The 26,028-nt window shown below is 41.2% G+C and carries 25 protein-coding genes and 1 other RNA gene; 21 read left to right on the forward strand and 5 right to left on the reverse strand.

All coding sequences use genetic code 11. The annotated features are described in order from the left end of the window. Window positions 1-13: 13 nt before the first annotated feature. Both rsmI and rnpB read left to right on the forward strand, forming a co-directional pair. Window positions 14-871, forward strand: a complete 858-nt coding sequence (rsmI, locus tag FLM47_RS02390) for a 16S rRNA (cytidine(1402)-2'-O)-methyltransferase (protein WP_076919878.1) — start codon at window positions 14-16, stop codon at window positions 869-871. Between the two features lie 42 nt (window positions 872-913). Further along, window positions 914-1,279, forward strand: an RNA gene (gene rnpB, locus FLM47_RS02395) — RNase P RNA component class A. 246 nt (window positions 1,280-1,525) lie between these two features. Here rnpB and FLM47_RS02400 read toward each other — a convergent pair. Continuing rightward, a complete protein-coding gene (locus FLM47_RS02400; RefSeq protein ID WP_178954945.1) occupies window positions 1,526-2,629 on the reverse strand; it encodes a mechanosensitive ion channel family protein in 1,104 nt (367 codons plus the stop codon). A gap of 122 nt (window positions 2,630-2,751) precedes the next feature. Between FLM47_RS02400 and FLM47_RS02405 the strand changes: the two genes are divergently transcribed. The 4 genes from FLM47_RS02405 to FLM47_RS02420 all read left to right on the forward strand — a co-directional run bounded on the left by FLM47_RS02405 (window position 2,752) and on the right by FLM47_RS02420 (window position 6,199). After that, complete coding sequence (locus tag FLM47_RS02405; protein WP_178954947.1) at window positions 2,752-3,699, forward strand: YihY/virulence factor BrkB family protein; 948 nt, start codon at window positions 2,752-2,754, stop codon at window positions 3,697-3,699. Window positions 3,700-4,077: 378 nt separating this feature from the next. Continuing rightward, on the forward strand, window positions 4,078-4,365 hold the full coding sequence (locus FLM47_RS02410) for a hypothetical protein (protein ID WP_138608102.1): 288 nt from the start codon (window positions 4,078-4,080) through the stop codon (window positions 4,363-4,365). Then, window positions 4,362-5,969 (forward strand): PepSY domain-containing protein, encoded by a 1,608-nt coding sequence (locus FLM47_RS02415; RefSeq protein ID WP_178954949.1) that lies wholly within the window; start codon window positions 4,362-4,364, stop codon window positions 5,967-5,969. The genes FLM47_RS02410 and FLM47_RS02415 overlap by 4 nt, the downstream gene beginning before the upstream one ends. Beyond that, window positions 5,966-6,199 carry a hypothetical protein gene (locus FLM47_RS02420; RefSeq protein ID WP_075170457.1) on the forward strand — a complete coding sequence of 78 codons (234 nt, stop codon included), beginning with the start codon at window positions 5,966-5,968 and terminating at the stop codon, window positions 6,197-6,199. Before FLM47_RS02415 ends, FLM47_RS02420 begins: the two co-directional genes overlap by 4 nt. A gap of 75 nt (window positions 6,200-6,274) precedes the next feature. Here FLM47_RS02420 and FLM47_RS02425 read toward each other — a convergent pair whose 3' ends face one another. Further along, window positions 6,275-9,313: an EAL domain-containing protein gene (locus FLM47_RS02425; RefSeq protein ID WP_178954951.1), complete on the reverse strand. Its 3,039-nt coding sequence runs from the start codon at window positions 9,311-9,313 to the stop codon at window positions 6,275-6,277. Window positions 9,314-9,719: 406 nt separating this feature from the next. On the opposite strand from FLM47_RS02425, the gene FLM47_RS02430 reads away from it, so the two are divergent. Next, on the forward strand, window positions 9,720-9,863 hold the full coding sequence (locus FLM47_RS02430) for a hypothetical protein (RefSeq protein ID WP_178954953.1): 144 nt from the start codon (window positions 9,720-9,722) through the stop codon (window positions 9,861-9,863). A gap of 147 nt (window positions 9,864-10,010) precedes the next feature. Next, window positions 10,011-10,262, forward strand: coding sequence for a hypothetical protein (locus tag FLM47_RS02435; RefSeq protein ID WP_178954955.1), 252 nt, complete (start codon window positions 10,011-10,013; stop codon window positions 10,260-10,262). 75 nt (window positions 10,263-10,337) lie between these two features. Here the strand turns inward: FLM47_RS02435 and FLM47_RS02440 are convergent, their stop codons facing one another. The 3 genes from FLM47_RS02440 to FLM47_RS02450 are packed head-to-tail and all read right to left on the reverse strand — an operon-like array spanning window position 10,338 to window position 11,356. Then, window positions 10,338-10,580: a hypothetical protein gene (locus tag FLM47_RS02440; protein ID WP_178954957.1), complete on the reverse strand. Its 243-nt coding sequence runs from the start codon at window positions 10,578-10,580 to the stop codon at window positions 10,338-10,340. 13 nt (window positions 10,581-10,593) lie between these two features. Further along, complete coding sequence (locus FLM47_RS02445; protein WP_178954958.1) at window positions 10,594-11,034, reverse strand: hypothetical protein; 441 nt, start codon at window positions 11,032-11,034, stop codon at window positions 10,594-10,596. A gap of 4 nt (window positions 11,035-11,038) precedes the next feature. Continuing rightward, window positions 11,039-11,356: a DUF883 domain-containing protein gene (locus tag FLM47_RS02450; protein ID WP_138608088.1), complete on the reverse strand. Its 318-nt coding sequence runs from the start codon at window positions 11,354-11,356 to the stop codon at window positions 11,039-11,041. A gap of 454 nt (window positions 11,357-11,810) precedes the next feature. On the opposite strand from FLM47_RS02450, the gene mraZ reads away from it, so the two are divergent. The 13 genes from mraZ to FLM47_RS02515 are packed head-to-tail and all read left to right on the forward strand — an operon-like array spanning window position 11,811 to window position 26,018. Then, window positions 11,811-12,269: a division/cell wall cluster transcriptional repressor MraZ gene (mraZ, locus tag FLM47_RS02455; RefSeq protein ID WP_178954960.1), complete on the forward strand. Its 459-nt coding sequence runs from the start codon at window positions 11,811-11,813 to the stop codon at window positions 12,267-12,269. A 29-nt stretch (window positions 12,270-12,298) separates the two neighbouring features. Then, window positions 12,299-13,237 carry a 16S rRNA (cytosine(1402)-N(4))-methyltransferase RsmH gene (gene rsmH, locus FLM47_RS02460; RefSeq protein WP_010390683.1) on the forward strand — a complete coding sequence of 313 codons (939 nt, stop codon included), beginning with the start codon at window positions 12,299-12,301 and terminating at the stop codon, window positions 13,235-13,237. Further along, window positions 13,234-13,560, forward strand: a complete 327-nt coding sequence (gene ftsL / locus FLM47_RS02465; protein ID WP_010390691.1) for a cell division protein FtsL — start codon at window positions 13,234-13,236, stop codon at window positions 13,558-13,560. The genes rsmH and ftsL overlap by 4 nt, the downstream gene beginning before the upstream one ends. Further along, a complete protein-coding gene (locus tag FLM47_RS02470) occupies window positions 13,557-15,374 on the forward strand; it encodes a penicillin-binding transpeptidase domain-containing protein (protein WP_138608087.1) in 1,818 nt (605 codons plus the stop codon). Before ftsL ends, FLM47_RS02470 begins: the two co-directional genes overlap by 4 nt. Continuing rightward, window positions 15,367-16,845, forward strand: coding sequence for a UDP-N-acetylmuramoyl-L-alanyl-D-glutamate--2,6-diaminopimelate ligase (murE, locus tag FLM47_RS02475; protein ID WP_178956836.1), 1,479 nt, complete (start codon window positions 15,367-15,369; stop codon window positions 16,843-16,845). The genes FLM47_RS02470 and murE overlap by 8 nt, the downstream gene beginning before the upstream one ends. Continuing rightward, complete coding sequence (gene murF, locus FLM47_RS02480; RefSeq protein WP_178954962.1) at window positions 16,842-18,224, forward strand: UDP-N-acetylmuramoyl-tripeptide--D-alanyl-D-alanine ligase; 1,383 nt, start codon at window positions 16,842-16,844, stop codon at window positions 18,222-18,224. Before murE ends, murF begins: the two co-directional genes overlap by 4 nt. Further along, window positions 18,224-19,306, forward strand: a complete 1,083-nt coding sequence (mraY, locus tag FLM47_RS02485; RefSeq protein WP_054202311.1) for a phospho-N-acetylmuramoyl-pentapeptide-transferase — start codon at window positions 18,224-18,226, stop codon at window positions 19,304-19,306. The genes murF and mraY overlap by 1 nt, the downstream gene beginning before the upstream one ends. Then, a complete protein-coding gene (murD, locus tag FLM47_RS02490; RefSeq protein ID WP_178954964.1) occupies window positions 19,307-20,641 on the forward strand; it encodes a UDP-N-acetylmuramoyl-L-alanine--D-glutamate ligase in 1,335 nt (444 codons plus the stop codon). Continuing rightward, entirely contained in the window at window positions 20,638-21,813 is a 1,176-nt protein-coding gene (gene ftsW, locus FLM47_RS02495) for a cell division protein FtsW (protein ID WP_010390699.1), read from the forward strand. The genes murD and ftsW overlap by 4 nt, the downstream gene beginning before the upstream one ends. Next, entirely contained in the window at window positions 21,810-22,886 is a 1,077-nt protein-coding gene (murG, locus tag FLM47_RS02500; protein WP_010390701.1) for an undecaprenyldiphospho-muramoylpentapeptide beta-N-acetylglucosaminyltransferase, read from the forward strand. The genes ftsW and murG overlap by 4 nt, the downstream gene beginning before the upstream one ends. A 42-nt stretch (window positions 22,887-22,928) precedes the next feature. After that, entirely contained in the window at window positions 22,929-24,338 is a 1,410-nt protein-coding gene (gene murC, locus FLM47_RS02505; protein WP_218648499.1) for a UDP-N-acetylmuramate--L-alanine ligase, read from the forward strand. After that, entirely contained in the window at window positions 24,335-25,255 is a 921-nt protein-coding gene (locus FLM47_RS02510; protein ID WP_010390703.1) for a D-alanine--D-alanine ligase, read from the forward strand. The genes murC and FLM47_RS02510 overlap by 4 nt, the downstream gene beginning before the upstream one ends. 1 nt (window position 25,256) lies before the next feature. Continuing rightward, window positions 25,257-26,018 carry a cell division protein FtsQ/DivIB gene (locus FLM47_RS02515; protein WP_008465294.1) on the forward strand — a complete coding sequence of 254 codons (762 nt, stop codon included), beginning with the start codon at window positions 25,257-25,259 and terminating at the stop codon, window positions 26,016-26,018. Window positions 26,019-26,028: the final 10 nt, after the last annotated feature.

The following is a 26,028-nucleotide window of genomic DNA, read 5'->3' on the forward strand; positions in this document are numbered from 1 at the left end:
GCAGGAGACCTCAATGTTAAATGAGGAGAATTCACAGAAAATTGGCACTCTTTACGTTGTTGCCACCCCAATCGGCAATTATGACGACTTAAGTCAGCGTGCAATCGCGACATTATCGCAGGTTGACTTAATCGCGGCTGAAGACACTCGCCATACTGGTAAGCTACTTAGCCACTTTGGTATTAAGGCTAAAACCTTTGCGTTACATGACCATAATGAAAAGCAAAAAGCGCAGCAAATTATCGACCAACTTAATCAAGGGTTAAATATTGCATTAGTTTCTGATGCAGGCACGCCGCTTATAAGCGACCCTGGCTATGCGGTGGTTAACTTATGTCGTGAGCAGGGCGCAAGTGTAACACCCGTGCCTGGCGCATGTGCTGCTATTACGGCGGTATGTTGTTCTGGGTTACCTACTGACCGTTTTCAATTTATTGGTTTTACACCTGCTAAAAGTAAAGCGCGACAAGACTTTTTTATAGATGCGGTTAACTCAAGTATTACCAGTATTATGTATGAAAGTACCCATCGTATTATGGCAAGCCTTGACGATTTAGAAGTGGCGCTAGGTAGTGAGCAGCAAGTGGTATTTGCCAAAGAGCTAACTAAAACCTTTGAAACCTTTTTTAATGGCACAGTGAGTGAGTTAAAGCAGTTTTTAACTGACGATCCTACCAAGCAACGCGGTGAAATAGTACTCATGCTGCCAGGGAAAGCTAAGGTAGTTGACGATATTCCGCCAGAAGCCCGTAAAATGTTAGCGTTACTTGAAAACGAAATGCCAATGAAAAAAGCGTGTGGTGTAGTAGCCGATTACTTCGGTATGAAAAAAAACGCGCTGTATAAAACAATTATTGAAGAAAAACAGTAAATGTTTACTGCGTAGTGCGGTGCTCTCATGTATACTGCGCGCCGAGTTAGCCAAGATAATCGCTGCCTGTGACGAAAATGATCAGGGGGAGGAAAGTCCGGGCTCCACAGGGCAGAGTGCCAGTTAACGGCTGGGGGGCGTGAGCCCACGACAAGTGCAGCAGAGAGAAGACCGCCAATCTTCGGATTGGTAAGGGTGAAAGGGTGCGGTAAGAGCGCACCGGGCCGCTAGTAATAGTCGGTTGCAAGGTAAACTCCACTCGGAGCAAGACCAAATAGGGTTCCTTATGGCGTGGCCCACGTTGGAACCGGGTAGGTTGCTTGAGCCATAGAGCAATTTATGGCCTAGACGAATGATTATCACTTTCTTCGGAAAGGACAGAACCCGGCTTACCGGCTAACTCACTCATTCAATAAAAAAGCCCGCAGTTAACGCTGCGGGCTTTTTTGTGTTTGAGACAAGCTGTCAGGTTCCAGGCGGGAGGGGGGCGGCGAGCTTCGGGTTGCGGGCTTAAAACCTAACCCCGACGCGAGACTAAGTATCGCTTTAAGGCATAAAAAACCTTGTAATGTTAACCGCAAGGTTTTTAAATTTCTCGAACCTCGAACCTCGAACCTCGAACCTCGAACCTCGAACCTCGAACCTCGAACCTATCTATATAATATTTTTTCCCTGCTCCGGATCGCGCGATTCATCGGCTTGCTCGCGAATATCATCCGTATCACTGCTTACATCATCAATACTGTGTTCATGCTCTGTGGTTTTATGTTTTTGAGTATGTGGTTTCTCTTTAGTTTTTTCTGTTGTCTCTGTTTTAGCTTCGCTTGCTGTGGGGTAAATATCTTCACCTTGGCTATTGAGTAATACACGCTCTCTAGCATCGTCAGGCATACTTATATTATGTTGCGTAAAACTGTTAATTAACTCTCGCATTAGCTGTGAGGCTACTTTAACAATGCTGTATTGTTCGCCGTTGACCCAAAAGTAAACAGTAAAATTGATAGTGGCGGAGCCTAAGTTATCAACCAATACTTGAGGAGGTGGATCGCTAAGCACAGAGTTTTGTTTTTTTATAACACTAATAGCAAGACTTTGTGCGCCGCGAATGTCATTATCGTAGCCAATACCGATTGTGAAATGACCGCGCATCTTTGGATTAGCGGTTAAGTTTTTAATGGTATTTTTATACACAGTCGCATTGGGTATTTGAATATGATTGCCATCGAAGTCAACTAAAGTGGTTGCCCGTGCAGTTACTTTTTTAACTATACCTATTCTGCTATCTACTTCTATTACATCATCAATTTTAAATGGACGTTGTACACTCAAAAGTAAACTGGCAATAAAGTTCTCAGCAATATCCCGAAAGGCAAACCCTAAAATAAGGCCTATTAACCCAGTGCCACTCATAATAGCGACCGCGAATTCAGTCAAGCCAGCCAAACGTAAGAAAAGGTAAAACCCAAGTAAAATAATTAAGGTACTAATACCACGCCTAGCAACTAGGTGTACTAATTTACTGTTGGTTATGTAAGTAACGGGCTTTATTAACAAGCGTGATAATGGGGTGGCGATTAAATAACTAATCACCAAAATAATAATCCCTAGAAACAAAGTGGGCAGTAATTGCACGAATGAGTGTAGTAATTGCACGCTTTGCTCTTTTAAAAAGTCCCATGAAACCGAGTTTGGCTGAACGGTGTCGATTGCAGGAATAGATGCGTTATTAGCGAGTGTTGCAATTAAAGCGCTGAGCATAGGAGCCATCCGTGTTAGGTTGAGTTAATTAGGGTCTGTGTAAAACAATAGCAGCAAGTTTAATACCAAGGAGTATTTGTTTGGCAAACATCTTGCAATTAATTAGGAAAAGGGAGTTAACTATGAGTGACTTTAAGCGTGGCCAAAGAGCCAAGCAGCCTAACCATATCCCTCTGCGTGGCTGGTGGGATATTGCAAAGCGAATTATAAAACAAATGAGCCGTGATAATTTATCTTTGGTGGCAGCAGGCGTGGCCTTTTATGCACTTCTTGCTATTTTTCCTGCCATTGCGGCGTTGGTGTCTGTGTATGCTTATTTTGCTTCACCGAATGATATTAGTGCGTATTTAAGTCAATTTATGGCTTTATTGCCGCAAAGTACCCAAGAGATTATTTTGTCTCAGGTTTCGAGTCTTGCGCAAAAGTCTCAAACCAGTTTAAGTCTTAGCGCACTAGGCACTTTACTGATCACTATTTGGAGCAGCTCTAAGGGCAGCCAAGCTTTGATCACCGCGTGTAATATTAGTTATCAAGAATACGAAAAGCGTTCATTTTTTAAGGCGCAACTTGTACGTTTACTATTTTCAGTGGGCGCGATTGTGGTGGCGGTTATAGCATTGGTAATTATCGGTATATTACCGTTAGCACTTAACCTGTTAGGAATAAAAGAAAGTATTGATTTTTTAATCATGCTTATCTCATGGCCATTACTGGCACTAACCTTTAACTTTGCATTGTTAATTTTATATCGTTACGCGCCTCACAGAAAAGCAGCTAAGTGGCGCTGGGTTACCGTAGGCTCATTCACTGCCACAGTATTATGGATTGTGGCATCTTTTGGCTTTTCATTTTATGTATCTCACTTTGCCAGTTACAACGAAACATATGGCTCTTTAGGCGGGGTGGTTATTATGCTTATGTGGCTATTTATTAGCGCTTATATCATTATTTTAGGAGCTACAATTAATGCAGCGTTAGAGCAGCAAACAGCGCAAGACAGCACAGTAGGCCCAGATAAAAAAAGAGGGCAGCGAGGTGCTTATGTTGCAGACCACCTCGATACTAAATAATCTGAACTCTGGATAATAAATCTATCTCAAGCAGCTATTTTCAGCACAATTACGTTGAATCTACAGACCCTAGCTATTAACGCGTAAGTTCGCCTTGTTTTCATTTAAAATCTCTGGCTATACCCGATTACCATCTTTTATATATTTAACTAAGCGTCAATTGCCGTTAGCTGAGCCATGTTTGGCATTTGTGCATGGATTATTTGCTATTTATATTTGTTTAGTTAATTAAATAAATATTATAATGCAAATGGTTATCATTTTTAATTTTATTGCTGTGCTTAATTATGTGGTAGCAGTATAACGTTTCAGGTTTGGACGAAGTGTAATTTGGTTTCTATATGGTGGGACTAAGCTGCATTGATAAGGCAAATAATAATGAATAAAAAACACACTTTTACAGCAACTAAGCGACGCCATATTCTGGCTTGTTTACTTGCGTTAATTACGGCTGTAGTGATGATCCCTGGCATGACTACCTATTTACCTTTCGCTATGGAAGAGCAGATATTAATACCTATAATGCTTTTTCCTTTTATTTGGACTGCGTTATTTATATACGCTTACATGGCTAAAAGCGCATGGCAGCCTTTTATTGTTATGTTAGTTATTTTGTTAAGCCATGCAGGGCTTAGTTTTATGGCTTTACAAGGAGGACAGGGATGAGATCTATTTCACTAAAAAAGCTATTTTTACTGCATAGTTGGGTTGGTATTGTTACAGGTATTTTGCTCTTTATTGTTTGCTTTACCGGTGCGTTAGCTGTACTTAGCCGCCCAGAACTAAAAATTTGGGCCAACCCAGAGTTACATCAATTGGATACAGTGCCAAGTGAAAAGGTGATGACGTTAATTAACCATTATCACCAACAAGTACCAAAAGAGTTTGGTAAAAATATCCACGTGTATTTACCAACTGGGCATAATACGCATTTATTGACGATTTTATTTGAATCTCACGATGGCGATGAAAATTATGACGAAGAGGCTGCTTATGCTTACCAATTTGACCCTCGTAATTTTAATTTGGTAAACCAATATTATGGTGCTGCAGATTATTTTTATGAGCACCGTAAAACTGATGCGCCATCGTTTATTGGGCATTTTCATGCTGACTTACATTTAGGCAGACCAATAGGGCTTATTCTTACTGGCTTTTTAGGTTTAACTTTATTGGTGTCTGTTGTGACGGGCTTATTTATTCACCGCCAAATAATAAAAGAGCTATTTACATTTAGACGTAAAAAAGGTCTTGATGTGGTAGTGAACGATGCACACAAAGTGATGGGTATTTGGGGAAGCGTTTTTCATGCCATCATCGGCTTTACAGGAGCTTTTTTAGGTCTTGCAACCGTTATATTACTTCCCGCCGCCGCTTTTGTGAGTTTTGGTGGAGATCAAGATAAGTTGGTGGAAAAATTTACCGCGATGCCTGAAACCATTGTTTCTAATAATTACCAAGCAACAGCTGTAGATACTATTTTGCTTGATGCCCAAACACGTTACCCAAAAGCGAAAGTTATTGATTTAACTGTTATGGCGCATAATGATGCGAATGCTCAAGTTTACTTACGTCTTATTGGCGGCGATGCAGTTGCATCACAATTACTGCAATACAGCGGAGATGGTAAGTTTAGTAAATCAATGAGTAGCTTTGGTGACATTCCTGGCCCTGCTATTAAAGTACTTGAATTATTATTCCCGCTACACTTTGGTAATTTTGCGGGCGTTTTTGTAAAGTTAGTTTGGGCACTCCTTGGTTTAACTACTGCATTATTACCACTTTCTGGAATTATGATGTGGTTAACCAAGCGCACAAGGGGTAGCAATCCGACTCTTTCTGAAGTGGCTTATCAACGATGGAATAGGGTTATTATCGGTAGCTGTGGAGGCTTAGTATTGGCTACTGCCATATTATTCCCTTTGCAAGTATTACTTAATAACTTCATCCCAGTACAATTGCACAATGGCTACTTCGGACCTTTATTTTTTCTTTCATGGCTAGTTTGGTGTTTATTTGCAGTGTTACCGATTAATTATTATCGTTATTTGCAAGTCACACTGCTTATAACTGGTGGTTCGTGCATGTCTGTGTTGCCTTTAAACATGTTACTGTCGTCAAGCCATGCTTTTAGTTCAAATAACACGCTAGTTACTGTTGTTGATATTAGTTTTTTATTTATTGGTGGCTTAATAATCTATGTAAGTCAGCGGATCATGGCTAAGCGACAAGTACTAATAAAGCCAACAACACAAGAGGTGACTATATGACAGTTATTTATTTAATACTTGGATGTGGATTGTTAGTTGTAAGTAGCTTATTACTAAGATTGATGCGCCCAGCAAGCACTTGGCTAAGTCTCGTTGTGTTTATTGGCGCACTTATCTGTTTTATAGCTGAGTATGGAAGTATTGCAGGTTCTTTTGTTAGTATTGCTTCGGCTTTATTGATAAATTTAATGGTTGCTTTTGTATTTGGTAAATCTATTTCAGTGCGCTAAATTATAGCATTAACATTCCGAAATAAGGGGCAGTTTAGTACCCGCGCTATAACTGAGCGAGCGTATTAACTGCCTTTAGTCTAAATTAATCACTTGGTCTGTTTTTATCAGCTGCATAAACGAGGTTTTGTGCAACGGCTTTGAAAACAAATAGCCTTGGCCATAATCACAACCAGCCTCAAGTAATAAATCCATTTGTAATTTTGTTTCTATGCCTTCGGCAATTACTTTTAAACCAAGCTGATGAGCCATCATAATAATTGCTTCACATAAGGCCAGCTCCTGGCTGTCTTTTTGAATATTATCAACAAAGCGTTTATCGATTTTTAGGTAGTCGGTATCCATTTCTTGTAAGTAAGCAAGCGATGAGTAACCAGTACCAAAATCATCGAGTGCTAATTGCATCCCTGATTTAACCAAGGCTTTTAGGCGGCTTTGGGTCAGTTCTTCAGGATTAACCATCAAGCCTTCAGTAATTTCTGCCACAATGCTCGATGCAGGTAAGTTTGCTGTCTCAAGCATGCCATACCAATCGTCTATACCACTGTCTGTGGTTGCGAGCTGCACCGGCGATACGTTAATACTAATTTGAAATTCATCTTGAATGTGTTTTTTAATATCATTAAGTGTTTGCAGTGCTTCAGTAAATACAAATTGACCGAGCGCATTTATTTGTCTGGTTTCTTCAGCTAAGGGAATAAAGTCAGCTGGGCTGATCAGCCCTTTTTCTGGGTGTTGCCATCGAATAAGCCCTTCGGCTTTATGAACGTGTAAATCATCAAGGGATACAATAGGCTGATAATATAACTCAAATTGCTCTAGCTCTATGGCTGAGCGAAGCTCTTTGAGCAACTGCATTCTTGCATTTGCATCTTCACGCATATCATGTGAGAAAAATTCAAAGTCATTTCGGCCGCTATTTTTTGCCTTATACATAGCTTGATCTGCGGCTTTAAGCAGTTGCTCTGGGTTTTGGCCATCATCTGGCGCGCAGGCAATACCAATGCTGGCACTGATATACACTTTTTCATCTTCAATAAAAATAGTCGAAGCAAGGCTAAGTAGCAGTGATTTTGCTATTTTTTTAATATTATCGCCACCGCGTAAGTCACTAAACACAATAACAAATTCATCGCCACCAATACGGGCTACAAAGTCAGCCTCTTTGGCTGTTTGCACAATTCGCTCAGATACTAATTTAAGTAATCTATCGCCATAATGATGGCCTAACGTATCATTAATATCTTTAAAGTGATCAATATCTAACAGCATAATGACCAGTTTTTGGTCGTGGTTGTTTACGCGCGTAAAGCGTTTATTTAACCGCTCTTTTAGTTCTAGTCGATTAGGTAAGTCGGTTAAATGATCAAAATGAGCTTGTCGCCAAATTAGCTCGTCTGCTTGTTTTTTCTCGGTTAGATCGGTAAAAATAGCAATACGACTAGTTGGGGCTTTATTTTTATCGTAAATAGTATCTATGGTTAACCATTCAACATACAGCTCGCCATTTTTACGACGATTGGTTATTTCACCTTGCCAGCGGCCAGTTTTATTTATTGATTGCCACATGTAGTCATAAAACTCTTTATCATGTTTACCCGATGATAAAATACCCACCGTTTTATTGAGTACTTCTTTTCGAGAATACAAGGTCGTTTTACAAAACGAAGGGTTCACGTCATAAATAATGCCATTTTCATCCGTGATTGCCATACCTTCACTGCTGTTGTTGTAAACTAATGACGCTAAATGCAAAGATTCTTGGTTTTGCTTTCGTTGCGTGATGTTACTAATAACAATTATAAACTCATCCGCTTTTTTCATTGGGCTGATTTTCGCTTCATAAAACTGATTGTCTTGTTTATCTTCAAGCTCAACAGTGACAGGAGCGCTCAGGGTTGTTAAGTATCCTTCAATTTGTTTTAAATTGGCAATAGAGAATAAACACGATAGCTTTTTAGGCGGTGTTGAATGGCTATAATTTAACGATTTAATAAGGCCACCGGTATCAAGTATATTGCCGTTGGCATCTACACGTAAAAAAGCATCAGGTAGTGCATTAAGCAAGCTATTGAGCTCGTCATGTTTATGTTTAAGGCATGCTTCAGCTGTTAAGCGAGTTTCAGCCATATATTTAAAACGATGATAGAGTCTATTTAGCTCAGGACTATTGGGCTGCTCGTTGTCATGAGGCATATTACCGGCTGCTAAGCGGTTAACGGCCTGCGTTAAACTTTTAATCGGGTTTAATATGCTTTTATTAACTAATCGTCTGGCCAATACGGCTAAAAGCAAAATGGTCATTAAAAATCCTAAAACCATTTTTACAAAGTTAATATCTATTTGCTCAAGTGTTTCATCTATTGGTTGAGTAATATAAATAGAGAGCTTATTGTTATTGCCATCACGATAGAGTGTTGTTTGATGGAAAACTCTTCGGATACCATCTTTTCCTTTAAAAATAACACCAGCTTGCAAGTTATGCGCTAAATCGAACTTTTCCAATTTGTTGCCTAGTCTATCGGCTGAAAAAGGGTAGTTAGCTAAAATACTACCGTTAGAGTCAGTAATGACAGCTCTGATTTCTGTCGATAAATTTAAAGTATTAAGTGCCGAGCTCCACCAGTCTAAAGCGATTACGGTCACAATAACGCCTTCAATATCATTGCTTTCATTTAAAATAGGGTAAGCAAAGTTAATACTTTGAGCTTTGAGGCTGCGATCGTGTTGGAAATGGCCAATACTGAACTCTTTACTGGCGAGCGCGTTTTTAAAATAGGGACGGTCACTAATGTTAATATTAGTGTCGCTACTTTTTGAGGTACAAATTAGGTCACCATTTTTATTTACTATACCAATATTCGCGATATTACCATTGAGTGCCTTAACATCTAAAAAATACGCTGGACAAGTAGAGGGTAAAGATTGAATGTTTTTCTGTTTTTTTGCTAAAAACTCAGTAACTTTTTTGACATCATCAATCATGCTTTGTTGTTTAATAATTAGTTGCTCAGTGATGGTGCGCACTTTTGTCTCGTGCTCTTTAATGGCTGCGTCACGACTAAACCACAAGGTTACTAAAATAATAGCAGCAACAGGTATGCAAATTAGCATAAGAAGGCGGTAGAGTTGATGTTTTAATGATGAAGTAAAAATAGTCGTATCCAAATTAGTGCAAAGTAGAGTGACGCTTGATAATCCTACTATAAATAACCATTGAAGTACTAAGGTTATATCTAAGATTTTGCAATAAAATAGTGTTGCATATGATTGAAATATATTAATTTACGTATGAAAAACATGATGAAATAATAATTTAATCTCTTATATATTTACATAACAAATAAGGGCATGTTTAACCGCGACGCGAGGTTTGTAATCAAATGGGCAGTTGATAACTGCTCCTGCGTTATTCTACTGGCTTACATCCCTAAAAACCGAGCAAAGCTTCCGCGTCCCGCTCAAAGCCCTTACCTACATTCATGTAGGCAACAAAGAGTAAATCGACCCTAGGCAAAAAATGAAAAATAATCAATGTTCTGGCTGCTCACAGTACCTAATATGGGTATTATGTCAACATCCGTCTTATTCTAAGTTTGATGGTAAATATTTAGTGTCATTATTAATAATTGGTGAGCTTAAGCCCGATGATAAAAGTGAGTAAAGTGATGGTTTTCCTCCTCAACCTCATTGCGGTATCGAAACTTTCATTCATATTTTAAAAGTGTAATTTGAGCATGAAAATTAAATGGGAAACAAAGAAGTGACTTGCTCCGGAGACGTGTAATGGATAAATACCGGTAGCGGTGTTATGCACAGTGAAACGCCACTTGCTGATGCTGAACAAGGCTTACGTGACTTTCAGATTTGGCTCAATACGCCAAGCAATAACAAAATGCGTGAGCCGCAATGCCAGAATATCACAGAGCAACCAGTACTCAGTTTTACTAATCAACAAGGAGTTAGCCTAGAGCGATGGTTGAAGCATTGCAAATTAGTAGGTGAACCGTTTAATCAGCCAATTGCACAAATAGACCCGTTTGTGATGATCACTGACGCTTAAATATGCTAAGCGGTTAGCGATTGTAAAAACATTTTTTTGGTTCACTGTCGTGATGTATTAATGCAGGAGTGACTTTTAAGCGAGAAGTTTTACTAACCAACTGTATTTTTTTACCATGTCGGTGTCTCCCTTTGCCGACTCCACAACCACGCCTGCACTAAAAGCACTAACGAGCCCCACTTTTGTTGCGGCAAAACGTTTGGCTCGATATTTTATTGCCGTAAGGTGCTGACGCTTTAGCTCAGATTGTATCGCCACTTCTTTGTGGAGCTGTTGCACTCGAGCGTCCGGTGAATTGATCAAATAATTGATTAACATAATTGTGTATGCCTTATAACTTAAGCAGCTGCTTTAGACTATTTAGCGTTTTAGTAAAACCAATTTTTTTGCTTAGATAAACTGCATTTCGCCATAGCCAAATTAAGCATAGAATTTGTAGGCTGATCACTACAGTAATACTCAGCCAAATCGAGCTAAATAAATCAAAAGTAGCAAAGCCTACAATACCTAAAAATCCCACCCACAATAACACCAAGCCACTGGCAAAACATCCTAGTAAAATAGTGATCAGTGCTAAGGATCTTAGCGATAGCTTCCACTCTGCTATTGCCAGCTGATGTGTCAACTTTCCTTGTTGACGGTAATCATCCTTGAGCTGCGCTGCATAGTCAGCAAGCTTGGCAACATGATCTTGCCAGTCATCCGCATTTGTTGCTGATGATTGCGAATCCGTCGCTTGTGATTCGCTTGATGTTAAATCTGGGTTTTGCATGGTATTACTTACGACGAAATAGCGCAGTAACTAACATACCAGCAGCAAATGCCAGACCAGCCGTTGCTAGTGGATTTTCAGATGCGAGTTGACGAGTCTTAGAGGTACATTCTTCTAATTTCTCGCGAGCTGCTAACTGTTTTTCGTTAAGCGTTTCTGCTGAACTGCTTGCTCCTTTACGAACACCATTTTCAGCTACCGCCGCTTTACTCGATAATGCATCTACTGCGTCATGCGCAGCTGATGTTGCCTTATCTGTTAACGGGGCTTCAATCTCTTGTTTTGTATCAATAGGTGCTTTGCTCTTAGTTGCCGTAGCCATAATCAATCCTTAATAGTTTTTAAAAGTAATTATTAAAGTGCAATGATTAAACCAGTTTTTAAATTGTTGTTTTATATTTATATTTTAATTTTAACGCTGACTTCTACGTGTTTATTGCTGTAACTATTGCGACTATGGTTTGTAATTTTTACAAACAAAAAAATTGTAATTATTCACTGTTTATTCATTAAGCAAATAATGCCAGCTAGCTAATAAAAAAAACGATAAAAAATTTTTTACTGGCTGATCAGATTTTTTACTAAACAATTCAACCGCTTTAATCTGAGCCTTATTTTTTCAGGCTTCGCGGGGTGCTAAAGCTGGGTGACTTACTTGACAAAAAGGCTTGTCAAGCCCTAAACTGGAGCACTGTGGTAAAAAGTGGTGTTTAGTGGATCAAACTGGATCGGGTTAATCAAAAAGTTGATTAAAATAATTTTACAATAGGCTTTTTATGTTTCGTGGCGCAAGTTCACTGAGTTTGGATGATAAAGGACGTTTTGCGGTACCAACAAAGTACCGAGACACGCTATTGTCTGAAGATCAGGGAACGGTTATTTGCACTGTTGCACTCAATGAGCCTTGCCTTTGGTTATACCCTCTTGCTGAATGGTTAGAAATAGAAAGCCGTTTAGCAAAAATATCTAATATGAATCCCAGAGCGCGACGGATGCAACGTATGTTGTTAGGTAATGCGACAGAGTATCAGCTTGATAAAAACGGTCGAATTTTGCTGGCGCCTTCTTTGCGCTCACATGCAGAACTTGGCAAAAAAATTATGCTGGTGGGCTTAATGAATAAATTTGAGATTTGGGATGAGGCGCGTTGGCACGAACAAATGTGCCAAGACACTGAGCTTGAAAGGCTTGGTGAATTTGAACCGAATGACGATTTAGATAACTTTACCCTCTAGCAGCAAAACAAAAAGGCAAAAAATAGCTAATGACAGCGCAATTTGAACACGTATCCGTATTAATGGACGAAACCATAGATGCACTTGCAATTAAGCCAGACGGCATTTACATGGATGGCACCTTTGGACGTGGCGGACACTCAGGGCAAATATTAGCGCGCTTGGGCGACGCTGGTCGCTTGCAGGCTATTGATCAAGATCCACAAGCGATAAAGTCAGCAGAAAAGTTTGCCGACGATTCACGTTTTTCAATTGCTCATTCACGATTCTCGAAACTATACGAAGTTGCTGAGCAAAACGATCTTATTGGTAAAGTTGATGGCATTTTACTTGATATTGGTGTGTCGTCACCGCAGTTAGATGACGCCGCTCGTGGCTTTAGTTTTATGAAAGACGGCCCGCTTGATATGCGAATGGATCCAAGCACAGGCCGTAGCGCTGCGCAGTGGTTAGCTGAGGCAGAACTAGATGACATTACCCATGTGATCAAAAAGCTAGGTGAAGAAAAATTTGGTAAGCGCATTGCACACAAGATATTGGAAGTGCGTGAACATACGCCAATTACTACCACTAAACAGCTCGCAGATTTAGTTGATGAAGCAGTACCTGTTAAAGATAAGTTTAAACATCCTGCAACGCGCACGTTTCAGGCAATTCGTATTTATATCAATAGCGAGTTAGAGGAAATTCAAACTGCATTACAAGCGGCGATTAAAGTTCTTAAGCCGGGTGGTCGCTTAGTTGTTATTTCTTTTCACTCTTTAGAAGATCGCATTGTAAAACAATTTATTAAAAAACAGAGTAAGGGAGAAGCGATACCCAGAGGTCTGCCTTTAACCGACGCACAAATAAATAAAAATCTGACGTTAAAAGCAGTGGGTAAAGCTATTAAACCAAGTGCTGATGAAGTGGCGCGCAATCCACGCTCTCGCAGCTCAGTACTAAGGATTGCACAGAGGTTGGGATGAGTAAAAAAGCGAGTTATCGCCAACCCAATCTATTTATTGAAATAATTAAAGGCCTAGGTGCAAACAAGATCACCTTGGCCTTGTTGGTTGTGATATTCGCATCAAGTTTGAGCGTAGTACAGGTAACCCACTTATCTCGTGCGCAATTAATTGAGCAAGATTCGTTACTGCAAGAGCGTGATGAACTGGATTTAGAGTGGCGTTATTTTTTAGTGGAAGAAGAATTTTATTCACAACATGCACGCATTGAAGAAGTGGCAACGTCACAATTAGAAATGAAGCGGCCAACCAGCCAAGATGAGCAGGTAATCATATTACAATGAGAACGCGAGGCAAAAAACCAGTCAACAACCTAATCGCATGGCGCTTTATTTTGGTGTGCGTGGTGATTTTTTTAGTGTTTGTGACTTTGGTATCGCGTGCTGCGTATTTGCAAGTAATTGAACCCGATAAGGCCCGCTCCGAAAGTGACAAGCGTACGGTACGTGTTGAAAAATTGCATGTGCAACGCGGCATGATCTTCGATCGTAACGGTAAAGAGTTAGCAGTTAGTGTACCTGTAGTCAGTGTGTATGCCGATCCTAAAGCTTTGCATAAATCACTGGTGAGCAAAGTACTCAGACAAGCCCGCAAAAATGGTGAAGATCAGCAAACTCTGCGTGAAAATGTCGCTGAGTTAAACAAGCGTACCGCCCTGTATTATAAAAACGATTTGCGCTGGCGTGAACTTGCCGATGTACTGCGTATTGATCCGAGCAAAATTAATACCCGACTACTTGATGATCCTACTCGTCGCTTTGTTTACTTAAAACGCCAAGTTACTCCAGCTGTTGCTAATTACATTGGCGATTTACGCCTGCCGGGTATTCACCTTTTAGATGAATCAAAACGCTATTACCCTGCCGGTGAGGTCAGTGCGCATATCATTGGTTTTACTAATATCGATGGCAAAGGCATTGAAGGCATAGAAAAGCTTTACGAAAATGCACTCACAGGTGAAGAAGGCCGACGTACGATTCGAAAAGATGCCCAAGGACGTGAAGTTGAAGTGCTTGATGAGCGCGAGCGAGTAGAGCCTGAGAGTATTCAACTAAGTATTGATCAGCGTATTCAGGCGATTGCCTACAAAGCGGTTAAATCAGCGGTATTAACTTACAAGGCCACTTCAGGCTCAGCCATGGTGGTTGATGTTAAAACTGGTGAAGTTTTGGCTATGGTAAATAGTCCTTCATTTAATCCTAACAATTTAAGCGGTGCGGCTCCTCATAAGCGTCGTAACCGTGCAATTACCGATTTGTTTGAACCCGGCTCAACTGTTAAGCCTCTAGCCATTTTAGCTGGATTAGACTACGGCACAATCCAACCGGATGACAAAGTTGATACCTACCCAGGCTGGATGCGTTTAGGGGGCAGCTTAGTACAAGATACCCGTAATCATGGTGAAATGACGCTGCGCGAAATTTTAAAATACTCCAGTAATATGGGCGTAACAAAAATAAGCCAAACCGTACCCAAAGACTATTTTGTTGGTCTTTACCAAAAGGTGGGTTTTGGCAGTGATAGTGGTACCGGCATGGTCGGGGAAAGTAGTGGTTTATTTTACCCAAATCGTCGTTGGTCAGATCACGAAATTGCCGCACTTTCGTTTGGTTACAATATTGCCGTGAGTACCGCGCAAATGGCTCGTTTTTACGCCATGTTAGGCGCAGGTGGGGTTAACCGCCCACTCACTGTACTAAAGCAAGACTCTATACCTGAAGGTGAACGTGTTTTTCAGCAACAAGATGTTGAAGCTGTAGTTCATATGATGGAAAGCGTATTTGAAGAAGGTGGTACTGCACGTCGTATTAAAGTTGATGGCTACCGTGCAGCTGGTAAAACAGGTACTTCTAAAAAGGCCGCAGCGGGTGGTTATGGTGACGAATATGTGGGTTACTTTGCGGGTATTGCCCCAGCAAGTAATCCGCGATTAGCTGTTGTGGTATTGATCAACGAGCCCGGTGGAGATGTTTATTATGGCGGCGCAACGGCAGGTCCGGCGTTTGCAGAAATAATCTCTAATTCATTAAGAATTTTAAACGTTGCCCCAGACAAAGACTCTGTGGCATACGTGAAGGGCAAAGATGATGGTGCGTGATTTACATTCAATTTTAAAACATTTAGAAATAGACGCAGCGCGTTTAATGGTAAACGAGTTGCGTTTAGACAGCCGCGATGTAAAACCAGGTGATGTGTTTGTGGCAATAAAAGGTCATCAGCTTGATGGCGGACAGTTTATTGATAAAGCAATTGAAAATGGTGCCAGTGCAATTATTGCCGACAGACTGTGTGAGTTTGAAAGTGATTTTGAGCCGCTTTATTTAGTCTCAGAGCTAAATAAAAAGTTACCTGTATTAGCGAGTAAATTTTACCAACAACCTAGCCTAGAACTAGATTTAGTTGGCGTAACAGGTACTAATGGTAAGTCGACTACTACCGCAATGATTGCTCATTTAGCACAGTTTTGTCATACCCAAGCCGCAATCATAGGCACGCTCGGTTATGGCCATCCAGATAATTTAACACCGCTGCAAAATACCACGCCCTCAAGTGTGGATTTACAGCATATTTTAAGTGACTTAAAAGAGCAGCAACACCGCTTAGTAGCGATGGAAGTATCATCGCATGGTCTAGTGCAGCACCGTGTTGATCAGTGCCATTTCAAAGCGGCGGTATTTACTAACCTATCTCGTGATCATCTAGATTATCATGGTGACATGGATAGTTACGGTGATGCCAAATTGATGCTGTTTCGTGATTTTGATGCTGCCAATGTCATTCTTAACCAAGATGACGGACAAGCAGAGCAATGGATTGAAAAATATAGCTTTAATAAACTAATTTGTTATGGCCGTAAAAACTTAGCTCCTAAAAACGCTCAGTTTGTGTATTTTTCTGATGTTAGCTATTCGGCAACCGGTATTTCGGCGCAATTAACTACAAGTTGGGGTGATATTGCCATAAAGTCACCGTTATATGGTGAATTTAATCTATACAATTTGACCGCTGCTTTAGCCACATTATTAGCACTGGGTTATCCATTGGCGCAATTAGTGGCAGGGTGTGAGTATTTGCAACCTGTAGCAGGCAGAATGCAAGCATTTACAGCGCCAAATATGCCTACTTGCGTAGTTGATTATGCACATACGCCTGATGCACTCGCACTAGCGTTACAAGCGCTGCAACAACATGTACCAGGTGGAGTGAGTTGTGTGTTTGGTTGTGGTGGTGATAGAGATAAAGGTAAACGTGTACTAATGGCACAAGCCGCTGAGCAGTTTGCAGACAAAGTGATCATTACCAGTGACAACCCGCGCTCTGAAGATCCTAATGAAATTATTAATGATGTAGCTGCAGGATTAACACACCCACAAAACGCCCATTTAGAGGCCGACCGTGATGCTGCGATACAATTTGCTATAGATAACGCAAAAGCCGGTGAGGTTATTTTAATTGCCGGTAAAGGGCATGAAGACTATCAAATTATAGGTAACAAACGCATTGATTTTTGCGACCGCCAATTTGTACAACAACAATTAAAACAAGCAGTAAGAGGGTCTCAAGCATGATCCCAATGGATTTTGATTGGCTAGCTAATGTGCTAGCAACCGATTATCAAGGTGATAATCGTCAAGTAATAAATATAAACACCGATACCCGTACTTTATGTGATGGTGAAGTGTTTTTGGCACTTAAAGGCCCTAACTTTGATGGTCATAAGTTTATTGAGCAAGCAAAACAAAAAGGTGCTATTGGAGTCATTGTCGATCACGCTGTTGATACCGACATTGCTCAATTTGTAGTTGCCGATACCCGTATTGCATTAGGCACAATTGGAACAGCGGTTATGGCGCAAGTTGCACCTAAAACTATCGCTATTACTGGCAGTGTAGGTAAAACCACAGTTAAAGAAATGTGTGCCGCTATTTTATCAAGTAAAGGGGATGTTTTAGCGACTAAAGGCAACTTCAATAATGATATTGGCGTGCCTCTTACCTTATTGAGATTAGAGCCACAGCATCGTTATGCTGTTATTGAACTCGGTGCAAACCATATTGGTGAAATTGCCTACACTACCGCCATGACCAAACCGGATGTTGCCGTGGTATGTAATGTTGCCGCGGCACATTTAGAAGGTTTTGGTAGCTTACAAGGGGTAGCACAAGCCAAAGGCGAAATTTACGATGGTTTAAAAGACGATGGCATTGCCATTGTTAATTGCGATAGCGAGTTTAGTCAGTATTGGCTTGATAAATTAGCAGCGCGAAAGGTTAAATGTTTTTCTAGCAGTGAAAAACTGGATATTTGGGCTGAGGACATCAGCCTAGATGCACAAGCTCGAGCAAGCTTTATGTTATGTACCAAACAACACAGAGTTCCGGTTACGTTAGCATTGCCAGGCAAGCATAATATTAGCAACGCGCTTATTGCTGCGGCATTAACCAGTGAGTTTGACGTGTCACTTGAAGAAATTGCCAGCGCCCTAGCGACCATGGATGAAGTTAAAGGGCGGGTTAACCTGATTGAAGCTAGTGATTCACTCACCATTATTGATGATACTTATAATGCCAACGTTAAATCGGTAAAAGCGGCGATTGATTTACTTAGCGATATTCAAGGTCATCGTATTTTGGCTCTCGGTGATATGGGGGAGCTTGGTGAAGATGCTCGTAAGTATCATCAAGAAGTGGGCGAATATGCATTAGCGCAAGGCATTGATGAGCTATTTACACTCGGTGTATTAAGTAAGTCAGCAAGTGATGTATTTGAGCTGCCTAATCGTCACTTTTCAAATCGTGAGCAAATGCTGCAGCAAATTCAAAACAGTATTAGCAAAGTAGATAAAAAAATTACCCTTGTCGTGAAAGGATCACGCAGTTCTCGCATGGAGCTTTTAGTAACCGATTTAGTTAATGGCCAGCAACAAGCCATCAATGGAGTATCATAATGTTAGTTTGGCTGGCTGAGTATTTAACTCAATATTATAGTGGCTTTAATGTTTTTTCGTATTTAACTCTTCGTGCCATTTTAGGTATTTTGACCGCATTAATTATGTCGCTTTATTTGGGGCCAAAGTTAATTCGTGGTTTACAGCGCATGCAAATTGGACAAACAGTACGTGATGATGGTCCGCAATCGCATTTGTCTAAATCGGGTACGCCGACCATGGGTGGCTTACTTATTTTAGCGGCAATATTCACCAGCACTTTATTGTGGGCTGATTTGTCTAATAAATACGTATGGGCCACATTATTTGTGATTGGTTCATTGGGGATTGTTGGCTTTATTGACGATTACCGCAAAGTGATCCGTAAAGACCCAAAAGGACTGATTGCTAAGTGGAAGTATTTTTGGCAATCAGTAATTGCATTGGTTGTAGCAACTGCACTTTACATGACCAGTACCCAAGCGACAGAGACATCTCTTGTTGTACCATTTTTTAAAGATGTACTACCACAGCTAGGACTGTTTTATATCGTAATCACGTATTTTGCATTAGTGGGCACCTCAAACGCGGTAAACTTAACCGACGGACTAGATGGCTTAGCTATTGTGCCAACAATTTTAGTGGCTGCAGCGCTGGCCATTATTGCTTATTTAACCGGTAATATTAACTTTTCAGCTTATTTACACATTCCGCATTTGCCACTTGCCAGTGAATTGGTAGTGGTGTGTACCGCTATTGTGGGTGCAGGGTTAGGCTTTTTATGGTTTAACACCTACCCAGCCCAAGTGTTTATGGGCGATGTAGGCTCGTTAGCTCTAGGTGGTGCATTAGGTATTATTGCTGTGCTGGTTCGCCAAGAGCTATTACTTATTATTATGGGGGGCGTGTTTGTAATGGAAGCGCTATCGGTAATTTTACAAGTTGGCTCTTATAAATTGCGCGGCCAACGTATTTTTAAAATGGCGCCGATTCACCATCACTACGAACTTAAAGGATGGCCAGAGCCACGCGTTATTGTGCGCTTTTGGATAATTTCTATTGTGCTGGTGCTCGCTGGCCTTGCGACATTAAAGATCCGATAAATGCAGTATTTAAACGAGATAAAAAATAAACAAATAACAGTGCTCGGGCTCGGTGTAACCGGTCTGGGCATTGTGCGCTTTTTATTATCTCAAGGAATACAGCCCAATGTAGTCGATAGCCGAGAAAATCCTCCCGGTGTTGATTGGCTCAAGCAACATGCCGCTAATTTAAATACTCACTTTGGTGATTTAAATAATGCGGCACTCAGTGCTTGCGATATGATCATTATTAGTCCTGGGCTAAGTTTAAAAACCCCTGCGGTTGCACAGGCAATGAATGCAGGTGTAGAAATAATTGGTGATGTTGAGCTATTTGCCCGCATTAACACTAAACCAGTTGTTGCGGTAACAGGTTCAAATGGTAAATCAACGGTAGTAACCCTTGCTTATGAAGTATTAAAAACCGCAGGGTATAAAGTAGCACTGGGCGGCAATATTGGCACAGCTGTACTGGATTTACTTGACGGTGACTTTGATGTGTTTGTACTGGAGCTGTCTAGTTTTCAGCTTGATACCACTGACAGCTTAAAGGCTAGCAGTGCAACCGTGCTAAATATTTCAGAAGATCATCTCGATCGCTATGATAGCTATCAAGCTTATATAGATTCAAAATTGAGTATATATGAAGGCACTGAACTTTTAGTTATTAATGCTGACGATAGACAAACACACCCAGTGAGTAGCACGTTAGCATCACAAGTTAGCTTTGGAGAAACGCAAGGCGATTACCACTTAGCGCAGCATAATAACGAAGCGCACTTTATGGTAAAGGGCGAAGCTTATTTACCAGTAAGTACCTTAGCTGTTGTTGGTAAGCATAACTATTTAAACACATTGGCAGTAATGGCGTTACTCAGTCCGTTTGAAATAACTAAAGCGCATTATAAAACTGCATTATCTCAATTTAATGGCTTGGCACATCGTTGTCAGTTTGTGGGTGAGCTTAATAGCGTTAAGTATTTCAATGACTCTAAAGCCACCAATGTAGGCGCAACAATAGCGGCCATTGATAGTTTAGCGGGTAAGCAACAAAACTTAGTGGTTATTGCTGGTGGTGATGCCAAAGGCGCGGATTTAGAGGCACTTAAACCTTATGTTGAGCAACACGTTAAAGCCCTCATTTGCTTTGGTAAAGATGCAAAAGAGTTAGTGGCACTAACTGCTAAAGGTCATTTAACCACTAACATGTCTGAAGCTGTGGCGCTTGCTAAACAATTAAGTACGTCAGGCGATACGGTTTTATTAGCCCCAGCCTGCGCCAGTATAGATATGTACAACAACTATATGCAGCGCGGCGATGATTTTGTGCATTGTGTATTGCAGGAGCTGCCATGATAGCTTTTGCGGATATTAAAGAGGCATTTACTCCTAAACCTTCGGCGCAGCTTTATGATGTGCCGCTCCTTTATTGCATGTTAATGCTAATAGGGGTGGGCTTTGTGATGGTAACCAGTGCTTCAATGCCGACGGCCGATAGGCTGTTTGGCAACATTTATCATTTTACTATCCGCCACGGTATTTTTTTAGGGCTCTCGTTTTGTTTATTTTGCATTAGTACTCAAGTACCTATGTCGTGGTGGAAAAAAGCTAACCCCTACTTATTACTAATCGGCTTAGTGTTGTTATTGGTAGTGCTAATTGTGGGGCGAGAAGTGAATGGTTCGACCCGCTGGATACCTATAGGGCCATTTAATATTCAGGCTTCCGAGCTCGCTAAGTTATTCTTTTTTAGTTATATCGCTGGCTATTTAGTGCGTAAGCGCAGTGAAGTACAAGAAAACATTAAAGGCTTTGCAAAACCTATTGCGGTATTTGCCGTTTATGCAGCGCTTATTTTAATGCAGCCAGATTTAGGAACCGTGGTGGTGATGTTTGTTACTACAGTTGGTTTATTGTTTTTAGCCGGTGCCAAGCTTTGGCAATTTTTTGCACTTATTTTAACCGGTATTGCGCTGGTAGTTGGGCTGATTGTGTTTGAGCCCTATCGCATGGCGCGTGTGGTGGGTTTTTTAGAACCTTGGGATGACCCTTTTGGTAAAGGTTATCAATTAGTGCAATCACTGATGGCTTATAGTCAAGGTGATTGGTTTGGCCAAGGCTTAGGTAATAGCGTACAAAAATTACAATATTTACCGGAAGCACACACCGATTTTATTTTTGCCGTGATTGCTGAAGAACTTGGTTTTATGGGCGTGTTGAGTATTTTAATGGTATTAGGAACATTAGTATTTAGAGCGCTACTAATTGGCCAAAATGCGCTTAAAAACGGTAAAGAATATGAAGGCTATTTAGCTTTAGCTATCGGTATTTGGTTTGCATTTCAAACTATGGTTAATGTAGGCGCCAGTGCCGGTATATTACCAACCAAAGGACTAACCCTACCGTTTATTTCCTATGGTGGCTCAAGTTTATTAATGATGACCATAGCCACTGGTATTTTATTACGGGTAGATTTTGAAACGAAGATGGCAACCAAACAGGCCACGTCGGGGGGAGCTAAACGATGAGTAAAAAAATAGTCGTTGTAGCAGGGGGCACAGGTGGACATATTTTCCCAGGGATTGCGGTTGCTGATTATCTCAAACAGCAAGGTTGGCAAGTTAGCTGGATAGGCACTCCTGATAGAATGGAAGCCAGTGTCGTGCCCAAGCACAACATAGAAATTGATTTTATTGATGTAAAAGGCGTGCGAGGTAATGGTTTAAAACGCCTCATTAAAGCGCCATTCATGGTTATTAATGCAATATTGCAGGCGCGTAAGGTATTAAAACAACAACGCCCTGACGTGGTTTTAGCTATGGGCGGCTACGTGACAGGCCCTACGGGTATTGCGGCAAAAAGTCTCGGTATCCCTTTGGTAATTCATGAGCAAAACGCCGTAGCTGGTATGAGCAATAAATGGCTAGCGAAATTTGCGAATCGCGTATTAGCTGCATTTCCAAGTGCTTTTGCCAGTGGTAAAGCTGAGCTGGTGGGTAACCCTGTGCGTCAGAGTGTAGTTGATATACCTAAGCGGGAAATATCAAGTCCAATCAATATGCTTGTAGTGGGTGGCTCACTAGGTGCGCAAGTACTTAACCAAACACTGCCTGAAGCATTTAAGCGCTTAAATGATACCTGTGCCATTAATGTTTGGCACCAAACTGGTAAAGGCCATTTTGCTAGTGTGAGCGAAAGTTACCAGCAGCAACAAATGGGCGATGAACAAGTAACTGTTGCTGAATTTATTGATGATATGGATACCGCTTATAGCTGGGCCGATATTGTGATTTGTCGCGCTGGGGCGCTAACGGTTAGTGAAATTGCTGCAGCAGGTAAAATGGCGGTATTTGTACCGTTTCCACATGCGGTTGACGATCACCAAACAGCAAATGCACAGTATTTAGTAATGGCAGAAGGGGCACTATTAATGCCACAGGGGCAATTTAATCAGCGCAGCATTGTTGAACTTTTAAGTCCCTATTTAGCCGAACCTTTATTAATAACTAAAATGGCTGCTAAAGCAAAGCAGCAGGCTATTTTAGATGCCACAGCCAGCGTCGCTATGCACTGTGAGCAAGTAACAAATAAGAGAATATAAGTGAAACAGACATTAGCAAAAGAAAAATATACACGCCCTGCGATGCGCCGCATTGAAACTATTCACTTTGTAGGAATAGGTGGTGCAGGTATGGGCGGTATTGCAGAAGTATTGGCTTTTGAAGGTTACCGTATTACTGGCTCAGATATAGCGCATAGCGCCATGACCGAGCGTTTAATTCAAGCGGGCGCTGAAGTATTTATTGGACATCATGAAAATAATGTAAAAGACGCTAATGTGGTGGTGGTTTCAAGTGCAATTGATAAAACAAACCCTGAAATTCAAGCCGCGCAAGCTGCACGTATTCCGGTGGTTCGCCGTGCAGAAATGTTAGCTGAGCTGATGCGTTTTCGTCATGGTATTGCTATTGCCGGTACCCATGGCAAAACCACAACAACCAGTTTAATTGCCAGTATTTATGCACAAGCAGGGCTCGATCCAACCTTTATTATTGGCGGTTTATTAAATAGTGCTGGCAGCAATGCTAAAGTAGGCAAAAGCGACTTTTTAATCGCTGAAGCGGATGAAAGCGATGCTTCATTTTTGCATTTACAACCTATGGTATCGGTGATCACTAATATTGAAGAAGATCACATGGAAACTTACGGCGGCAGCTTAGAAAAAATGAAAGATACTTATGTTGAATTCATTCATAACCTGCCGTTTTACGGGCTAGCTGTAGTGTGTATAGATTCAGACGTTGCCGCAGAATTAATACCTCGCTTTGGTCGTCCGGTGATCACTTATGGTGAATCGCAAGATGCTGACTATCGAATGAGTGAATTTAGCCAAACAGCCAATACATGCCAATTTACTGTTACTAATAAACAAGGCGAGAGTTTAACCGCCAAGTTAAATATGCCAGGTAAACACAATGCCTTAAATGCAACCGCAGCGATTGCGGTGGCAAAAGATCAAAACATAGCTAATCATGCAATTTTAGCGGCATTAGATACTTTTGAAGGCATTGGCCGTCGTTTTCAGCATTATGGTGAATTTGCAAACGAATGCGGTAATGTGATGTTAGTAGATGACTATGGTCATCACCCATCAGAAGTGGCAGCTACCATCACCGCAGCGAGAGAAGGCTGGCCTGATAAGCGTTTAGTGATGGTTTATCAGCCGCATCGCTATACTCGTACTCGCGATTTATACGAAGATTTTGTGAAAGTACTCGCCGAGGTTGATCAGTTGCTATTGCTTGATGTTTACAGTGCAGGCGAAGAGCCGATAGTGGGCGCTGATAGTAAGAGTTTATGCCGCAGTTTACGCCAGCGTGGCAAAGAGCCATTGCATGTGGCTTCAAGCTCAGAGCTTGCAGGTGTACTTGCTAACTGCCTACAAAATAATGACTTAGTACTTACGCAAGGCGCAGGTAACATAGGTCAGCTAGTTAAAAGTTTAGCAGCAACAAATATGTCGATAGAAAAATTAAAGCAAGGTGAAGTATGACACAGGTAAGTTCCCAGTTCGGTAAAGTAGCGGTGCTGCTAGGTGGAAACTCAGCAGAGCGCGACGTGTCATTAAAATCTGGTCAAGCAGTCCTTAATGCACTTCTTGCCTGTGGCATTGATGCGATTGCGTTTGACCCTCAAAATCGTTCATTGTGGGAATTAAAAGACTTAAACGTTGATCGCGTTTTTATTGCGCTGCATGGCCGAGGTGGTGAAGATGGCACAGTACAAGGTGCTTTAGAGTTTATGAACTTGCCTTACACCGGCAGTAATGTACTGGGTTCAGCATTAGCAATGGATAAAATTCGTTGTAAGCACTTGTTTAAGTCGGCAGGCTTAAGCACAGCACCTTATGCGGTAGTTGATGCTAAAAAAGGCTTTGATGCTAAAGCAATTATCGATGAGTTTAAAAAAGTGATGGTAAAACCATCGCACGAAGGCTCAAGTATTGGTATGGCACAAGCAAGCTCTGCAGAAGAGCTTGAAGATGCGCTCAGCAATGCATTTAAGTTCGACAGCCAAGTATTGGTAGAGCAGTGGATCTCGGGGCGCGAATTTACAATTACGGTGCTTGGTGATGAAGTACAACCTGTGATTGAAATGAGCACGCCAAATGGTTTTTATGACTACCAAGCTAAATATCAGTCAAGTACGACACAATATCATTGTCCTGCTGATTTATCACAACCGGATACACAAAAACTACAAGCAATGGCACTCGATGCGTTTGATTTGGTGGGTGCAAGTGGCTGGGGTCGCGTCGATGCAATGCAAGATCAGCAAGGCCAATTTTACTTGTTGGAAGTAAATACAGTGCCAGGCATGACAGAAAAATCATTGGTGCCAATGGCTGCAAAAGCCAATGGGGCAAGTTTTGAGCAATTAGTTGTTCGCATTTTGGAGCAAACCCTTTAATATGCATCCCTTTTTAGAGAAAGCGCAGCAACTAAAACAGCAACTTAACTGGTCGCTGATTTTTGGAGTGAGCTTTTTTCTGGCTGTGGTGATTGGGTTAATTGAAATAACCAATGGGGTTTCCCATTGGTTAGTTGCAAATAAAGATGCGCAAATTAAGCATCTAACGGTGTTGGGGAGTCCCAAATACACTGATGAAAAAGCAATAACTACCGCGATAAAAAAAGCGGACTTAAGTAGCTTTTTTGAGTTAAACGTAAAGCATGTTCAGCATTTAGTGCAAGAACTACCTTGGGTTGCAACGGTATCGGTAAGAAAGCAATGGCCTGATACTATCCAAGTTTACGTGGTAGAGCATCAAGCAGTCGCTCACTGGAACAGTGATTTATTGATTAACCAAAGCGGCGATGCGTTTGAGGCTAAAAGTGATAAGTTAAGTGCCACATTACCCCAGTTATATGGGCCAGAAGGCAGTGAAAAAGAAGCATGGGTAGCGTTTAAACAGTTTGATGAAATGCTTAAAGTAAATGCACTAACGCTCACTAGCCTTGCGCTATCTGAGCGGTTTTCGTGGCAACTTTGGTTAGATAATGGCGTGCGTTTAAATTTAGGGCGCAAGGATAAAGCCAAGCGTGTACAGCGTTTTATAGACGTTTATTCACGCATAGAACAACGTGCTGATGCACAGATAGATGCAATTGATTTACGCTACGATACCGGCCTTGCAGTGAGCTATAAGCCAATGCAAGAACAGCAATTATAATAAAGAGTAA

The sequence above is a fragment of the Pseudoalteromonas sp. Scap06 genome, from assembly GCF_013394165.1.
GTDB lineage: Bacteria > Pseudomonadota > Gammaproteobacteria > Enterobacterales > Alteromonadaceae > Pseudoalteromonas.

Excerpts from the sequence above, each read along its gene's own strand:
- FLM47_RS02405 (WP_178954947.1), top strand. The coding sequence starts at position 2,752 with ATGAGTGACTTTAAGCGTGGCCAAAGAGCCAAGCAGCCTAACCATATC.
- murF (WP_178954962.1), top strand. The coding sequence starts at position 16,842 with ATGATCCCAATGGATTTTGATTGGCTAGCTAATGTGCTAGCAACCGAT.
- FLM47_RS02435 (WP_178954955.1), top strand. The coding sequence starts at position 10,011 with ATGCACAGTGAAACGCCACTTGCTGATGCTGAACAAGGCTTACGTGAC.
- murC (WP_218648499.1), top strand. The coding sequence starts at position 22,929 with ATGCGCCGCATTGAAACTATTCACTTTGTAGGAATAGGTGGTGCAGGT.
- ftsL (WP_010390691.1), top strand. The coding sequence starts at position 13,234 with ATGAGTAAAAAAGCGAGTTATCGCCAACCCAATCTATTTATTGAAATA.
- mraZ (WP_178954960.1), top strand. The coding sequence starts at position 11,811 with ATGTTTCGTGGCGCAAGTTCACTGAGTTTGGATGATAAAGGACGTTTT.
- mraY (WP_054202311.1), top strand. The coding sequence starts at position 18,224 with ATGTTAGTTTGGCTGGCTGAGTATTTAACTCAATATTATAGTGGCTTT.
- FLM47_RS02515 (WP_008465294.1), top strand. The coding sequence starts at position 25,257 with ATGCATCCCTTTTTAGAGAAAGCGCAGCAACTAAAACAGCAACTTAAC.
- FLM47_RS02440 (WP_178954957.1), bottom strand. The coding sequence starts at position 10,580 with ATGTTAATCAATTATTTGATCAATTCACCGGACGCTCGAGTGCAACAG.
- ftsW (WP_010390699.1), top strand. The coding sequence starts at position 20,638 with ATGATAGCTTTTGCGGATATTAAAGAGGCATTTACTCCTAAACCTTCG.
- murG (WP_010390701.1), top strand. The coding sequence starts at position 21,810 with ATGAGTAAAAAAATAGTCGTTGTAGCAGGGGGCACAGGTGGACATATT.
- rsmH (WP_010390683.1), top strand. The coding sequence starts at position 12,299 with ATGACAGCGCAATTTGAACACGTATCCGTATTAATGGACGAAACCATA.
- FLM47_RS02430 (WP_178954953.1), top strand. The coding sequence starts at position 9,720 with ATGAAAAATAATCAATGTTCTGGCTGCTCACAGTACCTAATATGGGTA.
- rsmI (WP_076919878.1), top strand. The coding sequence starts at position 14 with ATGTTAAATGAGGAGAATTCACAGAAAATTGGCACTCTTTACGTTGTT.
- FLM47_RS02425 (WP_178954951.1), bottom strand. The coding sequence starts at position 9,313 with ATGCTAATTTGCATACCTGTTGCTGCTATTATTTTAGTAACCTTGTGG.
- FLM47_RS02470 (WP_138608087.1), top strand. The coding sequence starts at position 13,557 with ATGAGAACGCGAGGCAAAAAACCAGTCAACAACCTAATCGCATGGCGC.
- FLM47_RS02415 (WP_178954949.1), top strand. The coding sequence starts at position 4,362 with ATGAGATCTATTTCACTAAAAAAGCTATTTTTACTGCATAGTTGGGTT.
- FLM47_RS02510 (WP_010390703.1), top strand. The coding sequence starts at position 24,335 with ATGACACAGGTAAGTTCCCAGTTCGGTAAAGTAGCGGTGCTGCTAGGT.
- FLM47_RS02410 (WP_138608102.1), top strand. The coding sequence starts at position 4,078 with ATGAATAAAAAACACACTTTTACAGCAACTAAGCGACGCCATATTCTG.
- FLM47_RS02420 (WP_075170457.1), top strand. The coding sequence starts at position 5,966 with ATGACAGTTATTTATTTAATACTTGGATGTGGATTGTTAGTTGTAAGT.
- FLM47_RS02445 (WP_178954958.1), bottom strand. The coding sequence starts at position 11,034 with ATGCAAAACCCAGATTTAACATCAAGCGAATCACAAGCGACGGATTCG.
- FLM47_RS02400 (WP_178954945.1), bottom strand. The coding sequence starts at position 2,629 with ATGCTCAGCGCTTTAATTGCAACACTCGCTAATAACGCATCTATTCCT.
- FLM47_RS02450 (WP_138608088.1), bottom strand. The coding sequence starts at position 11,356 with ATGGCTACGGCAACTAAGAGCAAAGCACCTATTGATACAAAACAAGAG.
- murD (WP_178954964.1), top strand. The coding sequence starts at position 19,307 with ATGCAGTATTTAAACGAGATAAAAAATAAACAAATAACAGTGCTCGGG.